Genomic DNA, 22,673 nt, shown 5'->3' with positions numbered 1-22,673 from the left:
TCGCTTCGCTGCGCCGGGACGGAAAAGCTATGCACAAAGAACAATCTATAGTTGTTGATACCCTGACGGCTACGGTCGCCGAACTTTGCGAGAAATTCGGCGTCTGGGCCGCCGCCCGCACCTTGATCCATGTTGCCTGGACTCAACGGCGCAAGTCCAACTCGGTTGACGGGCTATCAGAGCGCATGCGCCAGGACATCGGTCTCGATGCTGCCGAGGACTGGCGATTGCCTTCGAAGATGTCCCTGTGGGACATCCGTTTGTGATGCTCGTTGCAAAAACTCCGGTGGATCTGACCACCGGAGTTTTTGGCTGAGGCTTGCACTCGATTCCCCGAGACAGGCGGCCATTCCACGAGGGTGGGTCGGGCAATAAGTGAGGCTCACAGCAACTCTCTCGAATTTTGTCTGCGGAAGCGGCATAATTGCCTGTTGATGGCGGCGTGTTTCGCGGCGCTGATTCGTGAAAAATTTGCTAAAGCATCTGCGGGTCGTTTGGCGATCCGGGCGCGCGGCGTGCGCGTGAGCATACGAGGTGGATTGGTGCAGGTCGGAATCGATATGGGAACCCTGACGGGCGGCGCTCAGGCGAAGCTCGACATAGAGGAACTTCTCGCCACGCGTCTGCTGGTTCAGGGCAATTCCGGATCGGGCAAGTCGCATCTCCTGCGTCGCCTGTTGGAACAGTCCGCGCAATGGGTGCAGCAGGTCATCATCGATCCCGAGGGTGACTTTGTGACGCTGTCGGATCGATACGGCCATGTGGTGGTCGATGGCGAGCGCACCGAGGCGGAACTGGCCGGTATCGCTGATCGTATTCGCCGCCATCGCGTCTCCTGCGTGCTGACGCTGGAAGGGCTGGATGTCGAGCAGCAGATGCGCGCGGCTGCCGCATTCCTCAACGGCATGTTCGATGCCGATCGTGAATTCTGGTTTCCGGTTCTGGTCGTGGTTGACGAGGCGCAGATGTTTGCGCCGGCGGTCGGCGGCGATGTTTCGGAAGATGCGCGCAAGATGTCGCTCGGCGCCATGACCAATCTGATGTGCCGTGGCCGTAAGCGCGGGCTTGCCGGGGTAATCGCCACCCAACGCCTGGCGAAGCTGGCGAAGAATGTGGCCGCCGAAGCGTCTAACTTCCTGATGGGCCGCACCTTTCTCGATATCGATATGGCGCGCGCCGCCGACCTGCTCGGCATGGACCGTCGCCAGGCCGAGATGTTCCGCGATCTGCAGCGCGGCAATTTCGTGGCGCTTGGCCCAGCCCTGTCGCGCCGCCCCTTGCCGATCGTGATTGGCGAGGTGGAGACATCGGCGCGTTCGTCCAGCCCGAAGCTGATGCCTCTGCCGGATGCGCCACAGGATGTCGAGGATCTGATCTTCACGCCGGATCCGGAAGAGTTCACACGGCCGATCGTGCGCCGGGCGCCGCCGGCACCGCGTCCGACGACGGACATTCTCGCAGAATTGTCGCGATCGATACCGGCTGCCCTGTCACCTGTCGGCGGCAGCGAACCGGGAACGCCAACGCGCGGCGCTGAAATGTCGGCGGAGGAACGCGAGGAGCGGCTGGCTGCCGTTCTGTCGGAAATTCTCGGGGATCCTCAGGCCGCCTATCGCACCGACAGCGTGCTTTACCAGGAGTTTCTCGTGCGGGCCCGGATGCGCCGGGTGTCAGGACCGCCAATGCCGATGGGTGAGTTTCGTCGACGCGTGGCGATTTCACGTTCCGGCGTAGATGAGGAGACGGCGGCGAGCGCTGCGTGGGCGACGGCACTCGATCTGTCGGTGCGTGTTTCCGACGACCTGCAGGGCGTATTCCTGCTGCTCGCCAAGGCCGCCTTGTTGTCGGAGGAGTGCCCGTCCGACCATCGCATCGCCAAGGCCTATGGTACCCATTCGTCCCGCCGCGCGCGGCGTCTGCTCGGTTATTTCGAAGAGCAGGGACTGGTCGTGGTGCATACCGATTTTTCCGGCAAGCGCATCGTCGCCTTCCCGGATCTCGAAGCCGAGACCCAGCCGGGCGATCCCAATCTGATGGATGCGGACGTGCCGACGCAGTCGGCGGCCGAGTGAGGGGTTAAGCGGAGCCGAGTACCCTTTTGCCTTTCGGCTATCTGGCCACCGTCCGCTCTGCCCAGACCTTGGCCAGTTCGACAATGGTCTTCACGGCTTTTTCCATGTCCTGGACGCTGACCCACTCCAGCGGGGAGTGATAGGCGTGGCCGCCGGTATAGATATTGGGGCAGGGCAGGCCCATGAACGACAGGCGTGAGCCGTCGGTGCCGCCGCGGATGCTGTGCAGCTTGGGTTCCAGTCCGATACGCCGTACGGCTTCGACGAGATTGTCGACCACTTCCGGATGCTGGTCGAGCACCTGTTTCATGTTGCGGTACTGCTGCTTGACCTTGAATGTGTAACGGGAGCCGGGATAGGTCTTCATCACGTCCTTGGTGATGTCTTCCAGGAGTTTTTCCTTCTCCAGCAATCCTTCGTCGGTGAAGTCGCGGATGATCAAGCCGATATGGGCGCTCTCCATGGCGCCTGTGAGATTGGTCGGATGGATAAAGCCCTGCTTGCCTTCGGTTGCTTCGGGCGTGATGTCCCTTGGCAGGCGCGCGACGATGTCGCTGGCAATCTTGATGGCATTCTCCATCTTGCCCTTGGCGTAGCCCGGGTGCATGGCGACACCGGTAATGTCGATCTCGACGCCATCGGCCGAAAAGGTCTCGTTTTCGATTTCGCCGACCGTGCTGCCGTCGAGCGTGTAGGCAAAACGGGCACCAAGCTTGTCCAGATCGACCTTGTCGGCGCCACGGCCGATCTCTTCGTCGGTGGTGAAGAGGATCTTGATCGTGCCGTGCTTGATGTCCGGATTGGCCAGCAGAGTTGCTGCCGCCGTCATGATCTCGGCAATGCCCGCCTTGTCGTCGGCGCCCAGGAGCGTTGTGCCGTCCGTTGTGACGATATCGTTGCCGATCTGGTTTTTCAGTTGCGGATGGCTTTCGACGCGGATGACCTGGGCGGTATCACCTGTCAGCCGGATATCGCCGCCGCGATAGTTGCTGACGATCTGCGGCTTGACGTTGGTACCGGTAAAGTCGGGAGCGGTGTCCATATGCGAGCAGAAGCAGATCACCGGGACCGGCTTGTTGGTGTTGGCCGGGATGGTCGCATAGATATTGCCGTGTTCGTCAAGGTGGGCGTCAGGCAGGCCGAGGGACAGCAGTTCCTGCACAAGGATGCGACCCAGATCCTTCTGCTTCTCCGTCGAAGGCTGCGCAGAAGACTTCGGATCGGACTGGGTGTCGATCACGACATAGCGGAGAAAACGGTCGAGGACGGTATCGGTCATTGGGCGTATCCGATCTCTGAAGAGGTTTATTGTCCGGACTGCGCGCCCAGATATTTGTCGAACAGGGCGGCCATCTGGCCGTCGCGCTCGGCTGCGCTGTCGCCGCCAAGGACAACGCCGACGACGCGGCGGCTGCCATTGCTGGCAGAGCTGACGAGGTTGTAGCCCGAGGCTTTGGTATAGCCGGTCTTGATGCCGTCCGCACCCGGATAAGTGGACAGCAACTGGTTGTGTCCGCGGAATTTCATGCTGCGAAAGGTGAAACGGGTCGTGGAAAACAGTTTGTACTCTTCCGGATAGTCACGCATCAGCGCCAATCCCAGCTTCGCCATGTCGGCGGCCGTGGTCACCTGGTTCGGATCGGGGAGGCCGGCGGGATTGGTGAATACCGTGCTGCTCATGCCAAGTGTGCGGGCCTTGGCGGTCATCATCTGACCGAAGGCCTGTTCGGAGCCGGCGAGCGCTTCGGCGACCGCGACTGCCGCGTCATTGGTCGACAGCACAATCATGCCCATGACCGCTTCGCGCACGGTGATCTTGTTGCCTGCGCCGACTGCGAATTTATAGGGTTCCTTGCTTTCGGCATTTTCCGACATCACCAGACGGTCATCCCAGCCGAAGCGGCTCTGATGCAGTGCCTCGAAGGTCAGGTACAGAGTCATCATCTTGGTCAGCGAGGCCGGATAATTGATGGCGTCGGCGTTCTCTGCCTCCAGAATCTGCCCGGTATTGGCGTCGAGGATTACATGGGCGCGACCGGCCTCGGCAGATGACGGCGCGAATGCCGACATGACGGTGAGGAAGGCCGAAACAATAAGGGAGGAATTGCGAGAAGCCATGATTGTCCTGAACACGATCTTTAAATCCGTAACCGGAACTGGCTTTAGACCAGATTGGCGAAGCTGTCAGCTTTGCAAACAGTCGTAAACGGGATTTTCAGGTACACGTCTGCGCGAGGTGCGATGGGGACGACCCAAGGGCCGCCCCCATGCGGGTTTACTGCTCAGCAACGGCGGTTTTGTCGTCCTTGCCGGTGTTGCGGGTCGCCCAGAGCGATCCGAGGATGCCGACGGCTAGGATGCCGATCGTAACGGAGAGCGAGATGGTGGGCGGGATCTTGGCGAGGCCCAGCATGTCTGCGACGAAGATCTTCGAGCCGATGAAGATCAGCACGACCGACAGCGCATATTTCAGATAGGCGAAGCGGTGGATCAGGGCGGAAAGCGCAAAATAGAGCGCGCGCAGGCCGAGGATCGCGAAGATGTTTGACGTATAGACGATGAACGGATCGGTGGTGATCGCAAAGATCGCCGGGATTGAGTCCACCGCGAAGATCACATCGGCCAGTTCGACCATGATCAGCGCCAGGAAAAGCGGCGTGATGAAGGTCTTCAGCTTGCCGGTCTTTTCGTCCGTTTCGCGAACGAGAAATTTCTCGTCGCGCAGGCCGTTTGTGACAGGCAAGCGCTTCTGCAGAAATTTGAGGACCGGATTGCTCGAGACGTCGTGTTCCTGTTCGGCTGTCAGCAGCATCTTGATGCCGGTGATGACCAGGAAGGCGGCGAACAGGTAGAGAACCCAATCGTAGTTCTCGACGATGGCAGCGCCTGCGGCAATCATCACGCCACGCAGGACGATGACGCCGAGAATGCCCCAGAGCAGGACGCGGTGCTGATAGGCGCGGGGTATGGAGAAATAGCCGAAGATCATCGCGATGACGAAGATATTGTCCATCGCCAGGCTCTTTTCGACGACAAAGCCCGTCAGATATTCGAGACCGGCCTGCTGGCCGCTCTGGAACCAGACCCAGCCGCCAAAGGCGACTCCGAGGGTCATATAGAAAGCTGAGAGAAGAAAACTCTCCTTGATGCCGATTTCACGGCTTTCCTTGTGCATGACGCCAAGGTCGAGAGCGAGTAGAAAGGCAACGAGGGAAACGAAGGTAAGCCACATCCAGGCGGGAGTGCCCAGAAAGTCAACCCAAAGAAAATCCACCATGAGGATTCCTTTGCCGGAAAGGTTTTTGATCGCAGCCCCGACATCACGAGAATCCGGCGCTCAACGTCAGAGGGGCCCGGTGGCTGCGTGATGGGGCAAATGGGACGGTGTCGCGGAAAGTTCAAGGCACAACGTTGACATTTTCTCGCATCGCCCATATAGCCCCCTCAACTTCGGGTTCCCTGAGCCCGTCGTTTAACGACATGTCCCGTGGTTTTCCCCGTACGCTTTACGTGAGAAGCCTGTCAGAGTTTCTAAAACGGAACTCAGAGGAGGGCGTGTTTCCTTGATCCTGTTTGGTAACAAACCGGTGTAACCTGTTGAGAAGGAAATGCGATGAGCAAGCGCGCTGCATCCAAGTACAAAATCGATCGCCGTATGGGCGAAAATATCTGGGGTCGTCCTAAGTCCCCGGTTAACCGCCGCGAATACGGTCCTGGCCAGCACGGTCAGCGCCGCAAGGGCAAGCTTTCGGACTTCGGTGTCCAGCTTCGCGCCAAGCAGAAGCTCAAGGGCTACTACGGCGACCTGCGCGAAAAGCAGTTCCGCGCCACCTACGACGAAGCCAACCGTCGCAAGGGTGACACCTCGGAGAACCTGATCGGTCTGCTCGAGTCGCGTCTCGACGCGATCGTATACCGCGCCAAGTTCGTTCCGACTGTCTTTGCTGCCCGCCAGTTCGTCAACCATGGCCACGTCACCGTCAACGGCGTCAAGGTCAACATCGGCTCGTACCGCTGCAAGGCCGGCGACGTGATCGAAGTTCGCCAGAAGTCGAAGCAGCTGGTTACCGTTCTCGAATCGGTTCAGCTCGCCGAGCGTGACGTTCCGGACTACATCGAAGTCGACCACAACAAGATGGTTGCTACCTTCGTTCGCGTCCCGACGCTGTCCGACGTTCCTTACGCTGTCGTCATGGAACCGCAGCTGGTCGTCGAATTCTACTCGCGTTAATCGACGCGTTTCGGATTTTTGGAAAAGCCGTCCTTCGGGGCGGCTTTTTCTGTTTGCAGTGCGGCGATGGACGATGAATATAGTACCAGCGCTGCCGAGCGAGAGGGTGGACATGGACCTGCAGGCGATTGTTGACGACATCGTGCGCGAGCTTGAGCCTCGGCTGGGCGAGGGCAAGGTGGCGGACTACATTCCGGAACTGGCGCGGGTCAATCCCAGGCAGTTCGGCATTGCGATCACCACGGTCGAGGGACAGACCTATAAGGCCGGCGATGCCGAGACGTCCTTTTCCATCCAGAGCATATCCAAGGTGTTCATGCTGACGCTGGCGCTCGGCAAGGCCGGCGAGGGCGTGTGGAACCGTGTTGGCCGCGAGCCCTCAGGCTCGGCTTTCAACTCCATTGTCCAGCTTGAACACGAGCATGGAATTCCGCGCAACCCGTTCATCAATGCCGGTGCGATCGTTGTCGCCGACATGGTGCTTGCGGGGCACGCTCCCCGTGAGGCGATTGGTGAATACCTGCGCTTCATGCGCTATGTCGCCGATGACGAGACGCTGTCGATCGACGAGAAGGTCGCGCAGTCGGAACAGAAGACCGGCTACCGAAATTTTGCGCTGGCGAACTTTATGCGCGGCTTCGGCAATCTGCATCACCCGGTGGAGCATGTGCTTGGTGTCTATTTCCACCAATGCGCGCTCGCGCTGAGCTGCGTCCAGCTGTCCCATGCCGGCCTCTATCTCGCCCATCGCGGTACCAATCCGCTCACCGGTTTTTCGGTAGTCTCGCCCAAGCGTGCCCGTCGTATCAACGCGCTGATGATGATGTGCGGGCACTATGACGGCTCGGGTGATTTCGCCTTCCATGTCGGCCTGCCGGGCAAATCCGGTGTCGGTGGCGGCATTCTGGCCGTTGCGCCGGGCAAGGCGTCAATCGCCGTCTGGTCGCCGGGGTTGAACAAGGTCGGCAATTCCGCGCTTGGCTCGGTTGCACTGGAAATGCTGGCGACCAAGACCGGCTGGTCGGTGTTCGGCACTTGATCTTGCCGGCTTAAAGGGGCATTGCACAGGCGAGATGCCACGCGGCCCCAGTGCCCGACGGAGCCCGAGATGAACATTTCCTTGCCCGCCGATACATTTGGCGCCGATGCCACAGTCCCGGAAGACGAACTCGACCTTGCCGGGATCCATCCGATCTTTGCCAAGGCACCGCAGTCGGTGTCGTTCAACAAGCTGCGCAAGCGGCTGATTCGCCAGGTCCGTCAGGCGATTACCGATTTCGACATGCTGAAGGGGCAGAAACGCTGGCTGGTAGGGTTGTCGGGAGGCAAGGACAGTTTTGGTCTGCTGGCCATCCTGCTGGACCTCAAATGGCGCGGCCTTTTGCCGGTCGAGCTGATTGCCTGCAATCTCGATCAGGGGCAGCCGAATTTTCCCAAGCATATCCTGCCGGAATATCTCACTGCAATCGGTGTCGAGCACCGGATCGAATATCGCGACACCTATTCGATCGTGAAGGAAAAGGTGCCGTCGGGTGGGACCTATTGTTCGCTCTGTTCGCGCCTGCGTCGCGGCAATCTCTACCGGATTGCTCGCGAGGAGGGTTGTGAGGCGCTGGTTCTGGGTCATCACCGGGAAGACATCCTTGAGACCTTCTTCATGAACTTCTTCCATGGCGGGCGTCTGTCTGCCATGCCGGCCAAGTTGCTCAACGACGAGAAGGATCTCTTCGTGTTAAGGCCGCTTGCCTATGCCGCGGAGGATGACATGGCGCGCTTTGCCCAGGCGATGGAATTCCCGATCATCCCTTGCGATCTCTGCGGCTCACAGGATGGCCTTCAGCGCAACGCGATGAAGGAGATGCTCGCCGGTATCGAACAGAAGATGCCGGGTCGCAAGGACGCGATGTTGCGTGCACTCGGCCATGTCGATGCCTCGCATCTGCTCGATCCGAAGCTTTTCGATTTTTCCGCACTTCAGACATCCAAGGACAGCTGACATGGCCGACATTGATATCGCAGCACTTGCAAATCTCCTGCAGGAGGCCGCAGTGCGCGAAATCCTGCCGCGTTTCCGCAATCTCGGCGACGGCGATGTTCGGATGAAGAGCGAGGCAATCGATCTGGTGACGGAAGCGGATGAAGCCGCAGAGCGGCTGATCCGGGACGGTGTCGCCGAAATCATGCCGTATGCCCTGTTCGTCGGCGAGGAAGCGGTTGCTGCCGATCCGGCGTTGCTTGGCAGGCTGGGCGGCGCAGACCTTGCGGTCGTCGTCGATCCAATCGATGGCACGTTCAACTTCGCCTCGGGGCTGGCGCTGTTCGGTGTCATGTTGTCCGTCGTCAGCAAGGGTGAGACGGTTGCCGGCCTGATCTATGACCCGATCGGCAATGACTGGGCAATCGTCGAGAAGGGCTCGGGGAGCTGGATGTGCAAGCCGGACGGGTCGCAGGAGCAGATGTCCATGCGGCCGTCACAACCGCTCGAACAGATGATCGGCATTGCCAATACGGGCTATTTCGACATCGAGACCCGTCGCAAGCTTCTGGTCAATCTCGCGGACGTGCGTCTATTCACCAGCTATCGCTGCGCCGCCCACGAATATCGCCTGCTGGCTCAGGGGCATATGGATTTTGCCATGTATAACAAGCTGATGCCCTGGGATCACCTGGCCGGTGCATTGATGATGCAGGAGGCTGGCGGCCATGTAGCCCGCTTCGATGGATCGGCCTACCTGCCGCATCATACCGAGGGTGGCCTGCTGGTAGCCGCCGATGAGGACACCTGGCAGGAACTGCGCGAAAAGATCTTCACGGTTTAATGGAAAAAGGCCCGGTTTCCCGGGCCTTTTTGCATCTTCCGTCCACTCAGACCGGTTGGTTGTGGGCGTGGAACAGCCGTCCCTTTTCGCCGATCAGGACGAAGATCAGACCGATCACAGAGACGACGAAGTAGCCCGCCACCATTGGCAGGGCCGTGCCGTCATAAGCCTGGCCGATGGCCGCGCCGATGAGTGAACCACCGACGGTGCCCATGAAGCCAAGCACCGACGATGCCGTGCCGGCAACGTGGCCAAGCGGTTCCATGGCCAGCGAGTTGAAGTTCGAACCGATCCAGCCGAACTGGAACATCGCCAGTGCGAAGAATGTGATGAACAGCGCAAACGGCATGGGTTGCGGTCCAAGCACCTGTACGATCAGCCAGATAAGGTTGATGGCGATGAAGCCGAGCAATGACGCATGCGAGAGCTTGCGCATGCCGAAGCGGCCGACCAGCTTTGCGTTGACGAACGACGACAGAGCCATGAAGAGCGCAACGCCAGCAAAGGCGACGGGAAACCAGACGCCGAGGCCGTAGATGCCGACATAGATCTGCTGTGCCGAATTGATGAAGCCGAACAGGGCGCCGAATATGAACGTGCTGGCGATCGTGTAGCATAGAGCGACACGATTGGTCAGAACGATGCGGAAGCCATCGAGGATCACGCGTGCGGTGAATGGGCGAACATCTTCGGCGGCCAGTGTCTCGGGCAGGCGAATGTACATCCACGTTCCGACGATGACCGCGATAGCGGCCATGAAGACGAAGATCCAGTGCCAGTGCCCGAAGAGCATGATCACTTGTCCGGTGCCGGGTGCCACGACCGGGATCACCATGAACACCATCATGATCAGCGACATGACTTCCGCCATGCGGCGACCGCCGTATACGTCACGAACGATCGAAACGGTGATGACGCGGGTGGCGGCAGAACCGATGCCCTGGATGAAGCGGAGCAGAAGCAGCATGCCGAACGACGGCACGAGAACGACGGCCAGCGACGAGATGACATAGATCGCCAGGCCAATGATCATGGGGATCCGGCGGCCGAAGCGGTCGGCGATCGGACCGTAGAAGAGTTGGGCGACGCCGAAGCCGATCAGGTATGCCGAGACCACATACTGGCGATGGTTTTCATTGTCGACATTGAGGGAGGCGCCGATTTCCTGCAAGCCCGGCAACATGATGTCGATGGCAAGCGCGTTCAGCGCCATCAAAAACGCCATCATCGCGATGAATTCTATTCGTCCCATCGCTCCGAGAGCCTTGGGCGCCGATTGTAATGAATCTGACATGAAAAATTACCTTAAAACGGCAGCAAGGCGTTGCCCGGGGCAACGCCTTGTCAACCGAAGAGTATGACCTGTCTTGCGGTGGAGGGATCAGGCGGCGCCGCGAACGGCAATGCCTTGGTCTTCGAAATGCTTCTGCAATTCGCCAGCCTGGAACATTTCGCGGATGATGTCGCAGCCGCCGACAAACTCGCCCTTGATGTAGAGCTGCGGGATCGTCGGCCAGTTGGAGTAATCCTTGATTCCCTGGCGGATCTCCTGGTCGGCGAGCACGTTGATGCCCTTGTAGTCGACGCCCAGGTAGTCGAGGATCTGCACGACCTGGCCGGAGAAACCACACTGCGGAAACTGCGGTGTGCCCTTCATGAAGAGGACGACCGGATTGCTCTTCACTTCGTTGTCGATCAAATCGTTGATGCCGCTCATGGGTGTTCCTTTCACGCGCGGATTCAAGGTCCGCTGTTTGTAACCGTGTTTCTAGATAGCAAGCAGAATGCAATTTTGCCAGAGTTATGCACTATAACATTTGACCGGGAATTGCTGAAAAACCGTTCAATGGGCGCGCTGGCTGCTCCGGTTGGAAGCGCTACGGCGGCGGCTGACCTGCTTGCGGGCCGGCTTTGCGCCCTTTGCCTTGCTGCGTGCTGTCTTCCTGACGAAACGGCCGCTGGTCGCGGAGCGTGTCTGGCGCTTGCGTCGGCGGGTGGTGCCCTTGCCTGTCGTCTTTTTCAGTATTTCCTTAAGGACGCTTTCGACGACGTTGCTCACCATCTCATTGACCAGGCTGGTCATCGGCTCTGTCTCCGCTTTGAACACTTGTGAAGGGTGATTGTCCCGAGATTCGGGGCTTTTTCGACCGATCCTCTTTTAATCCCGGTACTTCTCGTCTAGCAAGCGCTGCTTGCGGTCGCAGATCGCCATCAACGAACAGAGACGATGAATAAGATCGATACCAGGCTGGTCCTGCACTTCCCCGGCTTCGAGCCTCTCGACGCTCAGGCTCATCAGCAGCGCTATGCCCGATCCGCCATTCAGGCTTCCAAGGTTTGGGGGGCGGATTTTGCCGTGAAGCCACTGGTGCAAGGCGACGCTGGTGCGTGCTTTGATGTCGAGGCCCGATCTGAGGCGTGGCAGGTACGCTCGATGATCCATGTCTTCGACCACAATGAGCTGATTGCCGAAATGCGCTCGGAACCGCTCTGGCGGCAATTGTTGGCTGGTTACTGCGCGGCAGTGCATGTGGTGATGCAGGGCGGCGCCTTCGCGTATCTGCGCCATGCCTGGCGCTTTGGTCTGTTCTTCCTGTTTCCCTTCCTGTTCGTCGGATTGGCGATGGTGGCAAGCATGGCGATTGCCGCCCTGCCGATCCTGCTCATTGTGTCTTATTGGTTCTTCGGTCTGTCCGTTCCGGCAGCTTTTGGATTTTTCGTCTTCCTGTTCGTGCCGTATTCGAACCGTTTCCACACCCTGCATCTGTTTGCCGACTGGCGGCTGGCCGTGGCCGTTGCGCGGGAAGACGAGCGCGTGCGGATCTGGATCGACAGGAGAGCAGATGAGATATTGCAGGCGCTGAAGCGGGACGCGGACGAGGTGCTTGTGACCGCACACAGCATGGGTGCAAGCCTTGCCATTTCCGTCATCGGCCGGTTGCTTGAGAAGGAGCCCGAGGCATTCGCGGGCAGGAACGTCGTTTTCGTCACGCTTGGTGGCGCTGCCCTGCAATGTGCCCTGTTGTCCGGCGCGACAAACCTGCGCCGGCGGGTCGGCACTCTTGCGCGCAATCCTGATATCTTCTGGTTCGACATCCAGTGTCTGACGGACCCGATCCATCTCTACCGCTGCCATACGGTGGCGCTCTGCGGTCACGAGGACGCTCCCCAGCCGAAGCTTGTCTTCATCCGGTTCAAACATGCGCTTTCGCTGGAGCGCTACAGGAAAAATCGCCGCGATCTGTTGCGCATGCATCGGCAGTATATTCTAGGTCCGGACCGCCCGAGCGGTTTCGACTTTACCCTGATGACGGCAGGGCCGCTGCCTGCCGCGAGTTTCGTCGACCTGAAATCGGATCAGCCACCGATATTGTGACTGTTGGCAAAAGACAAAGAGGCCCGCTTGGATCACCAGGCGGGCCTCTTGTTTTTACGGTCGCTATATCTGTGTCGCTATTCGGGGATGCTGGTCTGCAGCGCCAGCGCATGCAGAACGCCACCCATGTTGCCCTTCAGTGCGTCGTAGACCATCTGGTGCTGCTGCACCCGGTTCTTGCCGCGAAAGGCCTCGGCGACAATTTCTGCCGCATAGTGATCCCCGTCGCCCGCCAGGTCGCGGATGACGACCTTGGCGCCGGGGATGCCGGCCTTGATCATGTCTTCGATATCGCCCGGGTTCATCGGCATTGGCTATCCTCCTGCAATCTATCGGCTGCCGCGTTAGGCGATCTCGCCATCCATGAAAGAAGGGAACCACGATTCATGGGCCGAGCGCAATTCTTCAATTGCGACGGGGCGTGTATCGCCGAGCGTGACATTGGAGCCACCGGTGCGGCCGATCCACGGGCAGAAGACGCCAGCGGCTTCGGCGCGAACCTGCACCGTGTCGACATTCTCCTGGGTCACGGTCAGCACATAGCGGCCCTGGTCCTCGCCATAGAAGACGGCAACCGGGTTGGCGTCGTTCAATGCGTTGACATGGGCGCCGATGCCGGAGGCCATGGCCATTTCGGCAACAGCAAGAGCAAGGCCGCCGGACGAGCAGTCATGTACTGCGGTCGCCAGGCCGTCCTCGATGAGGCCGCGGACGAAATCGCCGACCTTCTTCTCATGGGCAAGATCGACATGCGGGGCAGGGCCATCCGTGCGGCCATGAATGTCGCGCAGATAGACCGACTGGCCGAGATGCGTGCCCCAGCCGGACGGCGCACCGGCCAGCAGGATCGCTTCGCCCTGTGCGGCAAAGCGGATGCGGGCCATTTTCGACCAGTCCTTCATCAGGCCAACGCCGGCAATCGTCGGGGTCGGCAGGATGCCCTGGCCGTTGGTCTCGTTGTAGAGCGAGACATTGCCCGAGACTATCGGGAAATCGAGCGCGAGGCAGGCTTCGCCGATGCCCTTGATGGCGAACACCAGTTGGCCCATGATTTCCGGGCGTTCCGGATTGCCGAAGTTCAGGTTGTCGGTGGCCGCCAGCGGCAGCGCGCCAGTCGCCGTTATGTTGCGCCAGCATTCGGCAACGGCCTGCTTGCCGCCTTCGAACGGATCGGCCTCGACGTAACGCGGGGTCACGTCCGAGGAGAAGGCGAGTGCCTTGCTCGGATGGTTGTCGACGCGGATCACGCCGGCATCGCCGCCCGGAAGCTGCAGCGAATTGCCCTGGATCAGCGTGTCATACTGTTCGTAAACCCAGCGGCGCGAGGAGTTGTTGGCCGAGCCGACCAGCTTCAACAGGCTGTCGCTGATGTCGGCGACCGGAATGTCGTCTTCTGCGAGTGGGGCAGGCGTCTTCGGCTCGATCCACGGACGATCATATTCCGGCGCCTCGTCACCGAGTTCCTTGATCGGCAGGTTGGCGACTTCCTCGCCTTGATGCAGAACGCGGAAGCGCAGGTCGTCGGTCGTGTAGCCGACGATGGCGAAGTCGAGACCCCATTTGACGAAGATCGCCTTGGCGACCTCTTCCTTGGAGGGCTCGAGCACCATGAGCATGCGCTCCTGGCTTTCCGACAGCATCATTTCATAAGCGGTCATGCGCTCTTCGCGCACCGGAACCTTGTCGAGTTGCAGCTCGATGCCGAGGTCGCCCTTGGCGCCCATTTCGACGGCTGAACAGGTGAGGCCGGCGGCCCCCATGTCCTGGATGGCGATGACGGCGCCGGTCTGCATCAGTTCAAGGCAGGCTTCCAGCAGGCACTTTTCGGTGAAGGGGTCACCGACCTGAACGGTTGGGCGCTTCTCTTCGATGGACTCGTCGAATTCGGCAGACGCCATGGTCGCGCCGCCGACACCATCGCGGCCGGTCTTGGCGCCGAGATAGACGACCGGCAGGCCGACGCCTTTGGCTTCCGACAGGAAGATGCCATCAGACTTGGCGAGACCGGCGGCAAATGCGTTGACGAGGATGTTGCCATTGTAGCGGGCGTCGAACTCGACTTCGCCACCGACCGTCGGAACGCCGAAGGAATTGCCGTAACCGCCGACACCGGCAACCACGCCGGCAACCAGATGCTTGGTCTTCGGATGGTCAGGCGCGCCGAAGCGCAGCGCATTCATGGCCGCCACCGGGCGGGCACCCATGGTGAACACGTCGCGCAGGATGCCGCCGACGCCGGTCGCTGCACCCTGATAGGGCTCGATGTAGGACGGGTGGTTGTGGCTCTCCATCTTGAAGACCACGACGTCGCCGTCATCGATGTCAACCACGCCGGCGTTTTCGCCCGGCCCCTGGATAACGCGCGGACCCTTGGTCGGCAGCGTCTTCAGCCACTTCTTCGAAGACTTGTAGGAGCAGTGCTCGTTCCACATGGCAGAAAAGATGCCGAGCTCGGTGAAGGTCGGCTCGCGTCCGATCAGGTTCAGGATGCGATCGTATTCGTCCGGCTTCAGGCCGTGGCTTGCGATCAGTTCTGCGGTGATGGGACGGGAGTTGGAAACGGTCATCTGGCTCTCAGGGCAATGGAGATCGGTGGGAGATCGGTTTCGAGGCAGGCTATAACCCAAGCCCGCGCGCCGCGCGACTGGAAAATGCGCCGGTCATGCGGTTTCTCGACGGTTTCGACCGGCAAGTTCACCTGCCCGATGCAATGCGCTCGGGCACCAGGTCAGACAATCGCGCTTGTCCCGACCGGTGTCTGGTCAAGCAGGCGGCGCAGGGTCTTCAGCCCTGCCTCAGAAATCGATCGGTCACGTCCTTCGCTGAATCCGGCCCGGACGTGATGAAATACGCGTGACGACCGAGCGGGCTTGAATTCGTCCTCGTCGTCGATCAGCACATCGACATCAAGTGCGGCCTGCTTGAATGTTCCCGACAGCCAGGGTTCCGGGAGCTTCAGCCAGAGAAAGGGCAGGCGAGGGTGCGAGCGGAATTCGAAGCCTGAAAAGAGCTGGCGCACGATCGCTTCGCGCGCGGCAAGCTCGGCGAGCACAGCTGCGCGGATTTCGTCGGCCGCACCTGACAGAACAAGTCTTGCGGACAGTTCGGCGAGCAGAAAGGGCAGGCCGCCGCTGACCATTTTCTGGGTGACGCGTACGCGCTGGCTCATATGCGGCGGGCAGGCCACCCAACCGCCGCGAACCCCGGCTGCAACGGATTTCGACAGGCCGTTGAGCAGGAAGGTCCGGTCTGGAGCGAGTTCGGCAAGAAGCGGAATGCCGTCATTGATCATTCCACCGTAGAGATAATCCTCGATCAGCCAGACATTGTATTTGCGGGCGATATCAATGATCTCGCGACGCCTGGCCAAAGGCAGGCAGGCGAGGGTGGGATTCTGGCCGGATGACATGATGAAGGCCGCTTTCGGGTGTTCCCGGGCGCAGACCCGCTCGAAATCCTCCGGCAGGATGCCGTCGGCATCGGAGTCGACAAGTGCGATCTGCCGCCCCATCAGATTGGCGCTGCGCGATACCTGAGAATAGGTCAGGTGTTCGCAGACAATGCGGTCACCGGTGCCGCTTATGGCGGCGATCACCGCATTGATGCCGGCATGGACGCCGAGTTGCGGCAAGACCTGGCTGGGATCTGGTGCCCAGCCACCACTGGACAGCCACCTGCGTCCCGCCTCCTGCCAATCCGGCGACAGGGTTCGGGTGTAGCTGGAGATCTCACCCGGGTGGGCCAGCGCGATTTCGGCCATGATGCGGCCGACCATGTCGGCCTGACCGACATCGACGGCGGCGGTCGTGTCAAAACGCAGCTTTCCGGCCGGGGGTGATATGGCCCGGGTCCCGCCGAATTGCTGAGTGACAGGATCGACAAGCGGGCTTGCGGGATCCGCGCCGCCGGCGTGAACATAGGTGCCCCGACCGACTTCGCCGGCGACAAGGCCACGCTCGCGCAGGACGTTGTAGGCTCGGGAAATCGTCCCGATTGTAACCCCAACGTCATAGGCCAAATCACGCTGCGGCGGCAGCTTGGCGCCGTGAGGCAGTTGACCGGTCTTGATGGCTGCTTCCGCCTCATCAGCGATCCGCAGGTAAAGCGGCCCCTGGCCGTCGGACAGTGTGGGTAGCCATTTTGTCATGATGACATTTCTGTATATTGTCACCATTCCTGTGTCAATTGTACCTAATGACAATCGAAGAATTGAGCATTTTAGTCAGGCATGGGTGCAGATATGGTGACAATCGACACAATTCCAGCAGAATCGATCGGCGAGCCGGTTTCGGCGGCGCGGAAGCGGTTTTCTGTACTTGGAGCACTGGCTGGCTTGCAATTTCGGTGGGCAAAGAGACGCAGCCGTCTCGCATTGCTGGAGCTCAACGAGCATCAGTTGCGCGATATCGGCATCACGCATGAAGAGGCGCGTCATGAGGCAGCCAAGGCGTCCATTCTTCCGCGGATGCTGTAAGCGCAGGTGTATCTGATTGCGCGTTGCGCTGGACTTCGAGGCGGAGTGATCCGCTGGGCATTTCGGAACTGGCGGACGCGCGGCAGGCTGTCAGCAGCTCTTGCCGCCCTTTGCCCAGTGCAGAACATCCTTGCGGATACGTTCCGAGCCGGATTCGTTCATCATCGGACCGAATGCATCGAGACGTGCGGGTCGACCTTCTGCCTGAACGACTAGAAGCGGGCGAATATCGGCCGAGCCCTTTCTCACGACCAGAAAACGCGGCTTGCCAGAGAAGGAATTGAGTTCCGGCGCCATCGCATAGGCCTTGAAGGCGGGGTCGCCCGACTTGAACCAGCAACGATTGGCCGCGACGGCGACCAGTTCCATCACGTCCAACGCGGATTGTCCGTGCGCGGGCGGCGGCGGAGCTTCCGGCTTGCAGGCGGCAAGGACGACTGCTGTGGATATCAGGGCGAGGCAGAGAAAGGGGCGCATGGCGATCATCCGGCTATTCGCCGCCTCTCTAGCATTGGTCTGGTTAAGCGGAGCTTACCTTAAGCCGCAATGACGTCCAGCGCCGAGGCAAAGATGCCGCGACCGTCATTGCCGCCATGGGCTGCTTCAATCAGGTTTTCCGGATGCGGCATCATGCCGATGACGTTGCCGCGGGCGTTGATGACGCCGGCAATGTCGTTGACCGAACCGTTCGGATTGGTGCCTTCTGCGTAGCGGAAGGCCACCTGGCCATTGCCTTCTATCGCCTTCAGGGTCTCTGCGTCGGCGAAATAGTTGCCGTCATGGTGGGCGACCGGGCAGCGGATGATCTGGCCCTTGGCATAGGCGCGGGTGAAGTCCGTGTCTGCATTGGCAACTTCGAGCTTGATTTCCTTGCAGACGAATTTCAGCGATGCGTTGCGCATGAGGGCGCCGGGAAGCAGGCCTGCTTCGACTAGGATCTGGAACCCGTTGCAGACGCCGATGACCTTGACGCCCTTTTCAACCTTTTCCTTGATCGCCTGCATGACGGGCATGCGGGCGGCGATCGCGCCACAACGCAGATAATCGCCATAGGAGAAGCCGCCCGGGATGACGATCAGATCGACGTCCGGGATCTGGGTCTCTGTCTGCCAGATGGTGGTCGGCGCATGACCGGAAATCTTGGTGAGGGCGGCAATCATGTCGCGATCGCGATTGAGGCCGGGGAGCTGGACGACGGCGGACTTCATGGGTGTGTCTCAAACCTTGCTTGTGCTTCCTGCAGCTCTCGCAGCTCCAGGCGATTTTCAATGCGATCAAGGCGATCCAAAACCTGCGTCAGCGTACCGCGCATATTGTTGAAATCGCCCTGCATCAAATGCATGTGGTTGCGCAGGCTGTTGAGATCCTGCCGTGTCTCTCGCTGGCCGTCCTTGAGAAGAGCCATGTCCGCCTGCATCTTGCGCAGGATCTCGAACATCAAATCCTGTGTCTGGTCGGCCATGCGCCATCGCTCCTTCAACCGTTAGGCAACCCTTAGGCGAGAGCGATAGTATAGTTCTCAATAACCGTGTTGGCGAGGAGCTTATCGCACATCGCCTTGAGGTCGGCCTCGGCCTTGGCCTTGTCGGTGCCTTCGACTTCGAGGTCGAAGACCTTGCCCTGGCGGACCTGGCCAACGCCATCGAAGCCCAGTGCGCCGAGCGCTCCTTCGATTGCTTTGCCCTGGGGGTCGAGTACGCCGTTCTTCAACGTAACGGTGACGCGTGCCTTGATCACTTGCGCTTTCTCCAGATCTTACTTGACCAGAACCGGACCGGTGCCACGCAGCGGTTCGTTCTCATTGATAATGCCGAGCCGCTTAGCGACTTCCTGATAGGCTTCGAGCAGGCCGCCGAGATCCTCGCGGAAGCGGTCCTTGTCGAGCTTTTCACGGGTTTCGATGTCCCACAGGCGGCAGCTGTCGGGCGAAATCTCGTCGGCGAGGATGATGCGCATCATGTCACCTTCGTAGAGGCGGCCGCATTCGATCTTGAAATCGACGAGCTGAATGCCGATGCCGAGGAAAAGGCCGGACAGGAAGTCGTTGACGCGGATGGCGAGCGCCATGATGTCATCGAGCTCGGGAGGGCTTGCCCAGCCGAAGGCCGTGATGTGCTCTTCCGAGACCATCGGGTCGGCGAGCGCGTCGGACTTGTAATAGAACTCGATGATGGAGCGAGGAAGGACAATGCCCTCTTCGATGCCCAAGCGCTTCGACAGCGAGCCGGCGGCGACATTGCGCACGACGATCTCAAGCGGAATCATTTCCACTTCCTTGATCAACTGCTCGCGCATGTTGAGGCGCCGGATAAAGTGCGTCGGGATGCCGATCTTGTTCAGATGCGTGAAGAGATATTCGGAGATGCGATTGTTCAGAACGCCTTTTCCGTCGATGACTTCATGTTTCTTCTTGTTGAACGCCGTTGCATCATCCTTGAAGAATTGAATCAACGTGCCGGGCTCGGGTCCTTCATAGAGGATCTTAGCCTTGCCCTCGTAAACGCGGCGGCGACGGTTCATGGCTGGTTTTCTCTGTTGTTGGCATCCGATTGCGGACGCAGTGGTTGGGTATCGAAGCGGTCCCATAACGGAAAACCTCGGTTTTCACAATGCAGCAGTTTCTCCTTCCCGCCAAAACCTCTCCGCGAGCCCGAAGCATACGGAATCGCGCAAGTTTGCATTGCACTTTGTACTCCCTTTTGATTAATGGGGAAACGATACCGCACGATGGCGGCATAAAATGGGAGAGGCAGATGAGCGGCATGAGTGATCGTGAAAAGGCGTTTGAAAACAAGTTCGCCCATGACCAGGAACTGCGCTTCAAGGCCGAAGCGCGTCGCAACAAGCTGATCGGCCTCTGGGCCGCCGGTCTGCTCGGCAAAGCCGATGCCGATGCCTATGCCAAGGAAGTGGTTGCTTCGGACTTCGAGGAAGCAGGCGACGAAGACGTGTTGCGCAAGCTGCGCGCCGATCTTTCCGCCGGCGGCGTCTCGGTTACCGATGAAGAATTGCGCGCCAAGATGAGCGAATTTCTCGTCCTGGCCGTCGAGCAGATCCAGAACGCCTGATTTTATCGCTCCTGTGTTTATGACACATCCGCCCGCATTTTGTCGGGCGGATCATTTTAGGCCGGTCAGGAATTCCGTGGTTGCAGCGAAATCCATCGGTTTTGCCAGGCCGAATCCCTGAAGCGTATGGCAGCCGAGCTTTTTCAGGATCGCGACATGATCCTCGGTTTCGACCCCTTCGGCAATCACCCTGATATTCAGTGATTTCGCGATACCGATAATCGATTTTGCCAGCACCCTCTGCTCCTGGCTGCTTGGCAGCTTGTGGATGAGTTGGCGATCGATCTTCAGGGTCTTAGGTTTCAGATTGAGAAGTCCCACGATGGAAGCGTGGCCGGTGCCGAAGTCGTCGATCTCGATATCGATGCCCAGATGACGCAGATGGGCGAGATTGCTCATGGCGATGGCGTCGTGGCTGTCGAGAAAGACCGTTTCCAGCAATTCGAATGACACGATGCCCGGTTCGATGTCTAGGTCTGTCAACAGTTGCGGAAGGCGAGGGTCGTTCAGGCGCTTGGCGGAAACATTGACGGATATCTTGGGGATGCCCATGCCCATGGCGCGCCACTGCCGGAAATCGGCGAGTGCCTTTTCCAGGATCAAGCCATCGATCTGAGCAAGGACACTCATCTCTTCTGCAATTGGCAGGAAACGATCAGGTGCCAACAGACCGTGTGTGGGGTGCTGCCATCGGGCGAGGCACTCGGCTCCGACCACCCGGCGGCTGCGGGCATCGAACTGCAGCTGATAGAAGGGAACAATCTCGTTGTTTTCCAGCGCACGCAGGAGATCGTCGGACAGCCGGCGGTGATTGGCCAACAGCTTGCGGCTGCCCTGCGAATAGAATTCGTGCCGGTTTCTTCCCAGGTTCTTGGCATTGTAGAGCGCAATGTCGGCATACAGCAGCATCTGCTGCGGATCGATGATCTCACCGTCGGAATGGGAGATGCCGATGCTGGCGCCGAAGCGGCATTGGTGACCGTCATAGGTGACCGGCTGGCTCAGCTCGGCGATAATCCGGTCGGCCAGTTGTGAGAGCGTCTTGGCCTTGCCATCAAACGCAACGAGCAGGACGAACTCGTCTCCACCGATGCGGGCGACAAAATCGCTGGCGCGAATATTGGTGCGCAAGATCCTGGCCGCATGTTTGAGCATCGCGTCGCCGGCGCTGTGGCCCAGTGTGTCATTGATCTGCTTGAAGCGATCAAGATCGACATGCAACACGGCCAGACGGCCGAATGTGTTGATTGTCGATTTCTGCCATTCTTCCAGCTTTGCTTCGAGATAGCGGCGGTTCGGCAAGCCGGTCAGATAATCATGCAGGGCGCTGTATTCGGCTTTTGCCCTGGTCTGTTCCAATTCGGCATTGCGCGCTTCAGCGAGGGTCTTGGCCCGTTCGAGTTCCTGGCGCAGGCGATGATCTTCCGAGACGTCCCAATTGACGCCGATCATCTTGAGGTGGCCATCGTGGTCTATGTAGGGCAGGCTGTTTGAGCGTATATGCCGAACGGAACCGTCTTCCGCGATTATGCGGTACTCGTCGGTGAAGGGTTCTAGTTTACTGATGCGCTCCTCGACATGGGCGAGGGTGCGCTCCCTGTCGTCGGGATGGAGCTTTGATTCCCAGAACTCGCCGATGCGGATATCGTCCCCTGGCTTGACCTCGAAGATGCGCCGCATGCTGTCGTCCCAGTCGCTGGTGCCGGCGGCGAAATCGGTTTCGAAGACGCCGATCCGGGACACATCGAGGGCCAGTTTCAGACGGCGGGAAATACGCTCCAGCCACTCTTCCTGCTCCTTGCGAGCCGTGACGTCGGTATCTGTTCCAGTGATGCGCGCGGGCTGGCCGTTTTCATCCCATTCGACGCAGGCGCCACGGCATTCTATCCAGATGTAGTGACCGTCCTTGTGGCGCTCGCGATACTGGAAAACTGTGTAGTTTGGATCGCCGGCGTTTTGCCGCTCGATGCAGTGGAGGGTGCGTTCGCGGTCCTGCGGGTGGACCATTTCCAGCCATTCCTCCGTCGATCCTGGGATCGGGTCGTCGGGCGCCATGCCGCGCAGCTCGCGCCAGACATCGGAATAGTAGAGTTGGCCGTCGAAGCGTTGGTCCCATACGCCGGACAGAGAGCTGCGCAAGGCGTTGTTCCACCGGCTTGCGCTGATTTCGAGATCTGCAATCGTTTCTTTCAGCCCCGAAATATCCGTCAGCTGCACGATCGCCTGAAGCTCGTTCACATCGGTCGCCTGCGATGACAGACCGGCCAGGTAGGTGGCATGTGCATGGGTCCTGCCGAACCTGACTTCGAGATTGCTGACGGTCGAGGCAGAGAATGCTGAAGACAAGGCCGCGAGAAAAAGTGGGCGATCTTCCGGGTGAAGGCAATCCATCAGGTTTGACGAACCGGTACGGAATTCGCCTGTGACCGCTGCAAAAGCCGCATTCTCGGCAATCAGCAAACAGTTTGCATCAATCAAAGCGGCCGGAATCGGCAAGCTTTCGATGCCGAGTTGCCGGTCTATGCCGGAGGGGTCCTGATAAACAAACTTTGGCTGCAATCGATTTGCTCACATGGAACGCAGAACATCGTGCCATGCTAGGTTTGTCGTCTTAATATCGCTTTAATGCGCAA

Annotated in this window: 24 protein-coding genes; 9 read left to right on the top strand and 15 right to left on the bottom strand. The window is 59.6% G+C overall.

What is annotated here, in order from left to right:
- The first annotated feature begins 29 nt into the window (after positions 1–29).
- On the top strand, positions 30–266 hold the full coding sequence (locus tag IM739_RS13920) for a DUF1127 domain-containing protein (protein ID WP_237368311.1): 237 nt from the start codon (positions 30–32) through the stop codon (positions 264–266).
- Between the two features lie 276 nt (positions 267–542).
- Entirely contained in the window at positions 543–2,072 is a 1,530-nt protein-coding gene (locus IM739_RS13915) for an ATP-binding protein (protein ID WP_237368310.1), read from the top strand.
- Between the two features lie 37 nt (positions 2,073–2,109).
- Here IM739_RS13915 and pepT read toward each other — a convergent pair whose 3' ends face one another.
- From pepT to IM739_RS13900, 3 genes are all read right to left on the bottom strand, one after another.
- Positions 2,110–3,351, bottom strand: coding sequence for a peptidase T (gene pepT, locus IM739_RS13910; RefSeq protein ID WP_237368309.1), 1,242 nt, complete (start codon positions 3,349–3,351; stop codon positions 2,110–2,112).
- 26 nt (positions 3,352–3,377) lie between these two features.
- Positions 3,378–4,190, bottom strand: a complete 813-nt coding sequence (locus IM739_RS13905) for a D-alanyl-D-alanine carboxypeptidase family protein (protein WP_237368308.1) — start codon at positions 4,188–4,190, stop codon at positions 3,378–3,380.
- A 157-nt stretch (positions 4,191–4,347) separates the two neighbouring features.
- The gene (locus IM739_RS13900) at positions 4,348–5,346 is read right to left on the bottom strand and encodes a TerC family protein (RefSeq protein ID WP_237371075.1); all 999 of its coding nucleotides are present in this window, start codon (positions 5,344–5,346) and stop codon (positions 4,348–4,350) included.
- 339 nt (positions 5,347–5,685) lie between these two features.
- Between IM739_RS13900 and rpsD the strand changes: the two genes are divergently transcribed.
- From rpsD to IM739_RS13880, 4 genes are all read left to right on the top strand, one after another.
- The gene (gene rpsD, locus IM739_RS13895; protein ID WP_237368307.1) at positions 5,686–6,303 is read left to right on the top strand and encodes a 30S ribosomal protein S4; all 618 of its coding nucleotides are present in this window, start codon (positions 5,686–5,688) and stop codon (positions 6,301–6,303) included.
- 112 nt (positions 6,304–6,415) lie between these two features.
- Positions 6,416–7,342, top strand: a complete 927-nt coding sequence (locus tag IM739_RS13890; RefSeq protein WP_237371074.1) for a glutaminase — start codon at positions 6,416–6,418, stop codon at positions 7,340–7,342.
- 69 nt (positions 7,343–7,411) lie between these two features.
- Positions 7,412–8,299 (top strand): tRNA 2-thiocytidine(32) synthetase TtcA, encoded by an 888-nt coding sequence (ttcA, locus tag IM739_RS13885; RefSeq protein ID WP_237368306.1) that lies wholly within the window; start codon positions 7,412–7,414, stop codon positions 8,297–8,299.
- Position 8,300: 1 nt separating this feature from the next.
- Positions 8,301–9,122, top strand: coding sequence for an inositol monophosphatase family protein (locus IM739_RS13880; protein WP_237368305.1), 822 nt, complete (start codon positions 8,301–8,303; stop codon positions 9,120–9,122).
- Between the two features lie 46 nt (positions 9,123–9,168).
- Here the strand turns inward: IM739_RS13880 and IM739_RS13875 are convergent, their stop codons facing one another.
- The 3 genes from IM739_RS13875 to IM739_RS13865 all read right to left on the bottom strand — a co-directional run bounded on the left by IM739_RS13875 (position 9,169) and on the right by IM739_RS13865 (position 11,205).
- Positions 9,169–10,374: a multidrug effflux MFS transporter gene (locus tag IM739_RS13875; protein ID WP_237371073.1), complete on the bottom strand. Its 1,206-nt coding sequence runs from the start codon at positions 10,372–10,374 to the stop codon at positions 9,169–9,171.
- A 129-nt stretch (positions 10,375–10,503) separates the two neighbouring features.
- Positions 10,504–10,839, bottom strand: a complete 336-nt coding sequence (gene grxD, locus IM739_RS13870; RefSeq protein ID WP_237368304.1) for a Grx4 family monothiol glutaredoxin — start codon at positions 10,837–10,839, stop codon at positions 10,504–10,506.
- Positions 10,840–10,965: 126 nt separating this feature from the next.
- Complete coding sequence (locus IM739_RS13865; protein WP_237368303.1) at positions 10,966–11,205, bottom strand: hypothetical protein; 240 nt, start codon at positions 11,203–11,205, stop codon at positions 10,966–10,968.
- 144 nt (positions 11,206–11,349) lie between these two features.
- On the opposite strand from IM739_RS13865, the gene IM739_RS13860 reads away from it, so the two are divergent.
- Positions 11,350–12,498: a hypothetical protein gene (locus tag IM739_RS13860; protein WP_237368302.1), complete on the top strand. Its 1,149-nt coding sequence runs from the start codon at positions 11,350–11,352 to the stop codon at positions 12,496–12,498.
- A gap of 77 nt (positions 12,499–12,575) precedes the next feature.
- Here the strand turns inward: IM739_RS13860 and IM739_RS13855 are convergent, their stop codons facing one another.
- The 3 genes from IM739_RS13855 to IM739_RS13845 all read right to left on the bottom strand — a co-directional run bounded on the left by IM739_RS13855 (position 12,576) and on the right by IM739_RS13845 (position 16,645).
- Positions 12,576–12,809: a BolA/IbaG family iron-sulfur metabolism protein gene (locus IM739_RS13855; protein ID WP_237368301.1), complete on the bottom strand. Its 234-nt coding sequence runs from the start codon at positions 12,807–12,809 to the stop codon at positions 12,576–12,578.
- Positions 12,810–12,842: 33 nt separating this feature from the next.
- Positions 12,843–15,065, bottom strand: a complete 2,223-nt coding sequence (purL, locus tag IM739_RS13850) for a phosphoribosylformylglycinamidine synthase subunit PurL (protein ID WP_237368300.1) — start codon at positions 15,063–15,065, stop codon at positions 12,843–12,845.
- A 161-nt stretch (positions 15,066–15,226) separates the two neighbouring features.
- Positions 15,227–16,645, bottom strand: a complete 1,419-nt coding sequence (locus IM739_RS13845) for an aminotransferase-like domain-containing protein (RefSeq protein WP_237368299.1) — start codon at positions 16,643–16,645, stop codon at positions 15,227–15,229.
- Between the two features lie 93 nt (positions 16,646–16,738).
- Here IM739_RS13845 and IM739_RS13840 point away from each other — a divergent pair, with 93 nt between their 5' ends.
- The gene (locus IM739_RS13840) at positions 16,739–16,972 is read left to right on the top strand and encodes a DUF1127 domain-containing protein (protein WP_237368298.1); all 234 of its coding nucleotides are present in this window, start codon (positions 16,739–16,741) and stop codon (positions 16,970–16,972) included.
- Positions 16,973–17,062: 90 nt separating this feature from the next.
- Here the strand turns inward: IM739_RS13840 and IM739_RS13835 are convergent, their stop codons facing one another.
- The 5 genes from IM739_RS13835 to purC are packed head-to-tail and all read right to left on the bottom strand — an operon-like array spanning position 17,063 to position 19,492.
- Positions 17,063–17,449, bottom strand: coding sequence for a hypothetical protein (locus tag IM739_RS13835; RefSeq protein ID WP_237368297.1), 387 nt, complete (start codon positions 17,447–17,449; stop codon positions 17,063–17,065).
- A 59-nt stretch (positions 17,450–17,508) separates the two neighbouring features.
- Positions 17,509–18,180 (bottom strand): phosphoribosylformylglycinamidine synthase subunit PurQ, encoded by a 672-nt coding sequence (gene purQ, locus IM739_RS13830; protein WP_237368296.1) that lies wholly within the window; start codon positions 18,178–18,180, stop codon positions 17,509–17,511.
- The gene (locus IM739_RS13825) at positions 18,177–18,434 is read right to left on the bottom strand and encodes a hypothetical protein (RefSeq protein WP_237368295.1); all 258 of its coding nucleotides are present in this window, start codon (positions 18,432–18,434) and stop codon (positions 18,177–18,179) included. Before IM739_RS13825 ends, purQ begins: the two co-directional genes overlap by 4 nt.
- 32 nt (positions 18,435–18,466) lie before the next feature.
- A complete protein-coding gene (gene purS, locus IM739_RS13820) occupies positions 18,467–18,709 on the bottom strand; it encodes a phosphoribosylformylglycinamidine synthase subunit PurS (RefSeq protein ID WP_237368294.1) in 243 nt (80 codons plus the stop codon).
- Positions 18,710–18,727: 18 nt separating this feature from the next.
- Positions 18,728–19,492: a phosphoribosylaminoimidazolesuccinocarboxamide synthase gene (purC, locus tag IM739_RS13815; protein ID WP_007606066.1), complete on the bottom strand. Its 765-nt coding sequence runs from the start codon at positions 19,490–19,492 to the stop codon at positions 18,728–18,730.
- Between the two features lie 233 nt (positions 19,493–19,725).
- On the opposite strand from purC, the gene IM739_RS13810 reads away from it, so the two are divergent.
- On the top strand, positions 19,726–20,040 hold the full coding sequence (locus IM739_RS13810) for a DUF1476 domain-containing protein (protein ID WP_237368293.1): 315 nt from the start codon (positions 19,726–19,728) through the stop codon (positions 20,038–20,040).
- Positions 20,041–20,091: 51 nt separating this feature from the next.
- Here IM739_RS13810 and IM739_RS13805 read toward each other — a convergent pair whose 3' ends face one another.
- On the bottom strand, positions 20,092–22,599 hold the full coding sequence (locus tag IM739_RS13805; RefSeq protein ID WP_237368292.1) for a putative bifunctional diguanylate cyclase/phosphodiesterase: 2,508 nt from the start codon (positions 22,597–22,599) through the stop codon (positions 20,092–20,094).
- Positions 22,600–22,673: the final 74 nt, after the last annotated feature.

This window comes from Rhizobium sp. SL42, assembly GCF_021729845.1.
Lineage (GTDB): Bacteria > Pseudomonadota > Alphaproteobacteria > Rhizobiales > Rhizobiaceae > Allorhizobium.
The sequence above is the reverse complement of the archived record's forward strand: the minus strand, read 5'-3'. Positions and strand labels throughout refer to the sequence as shown.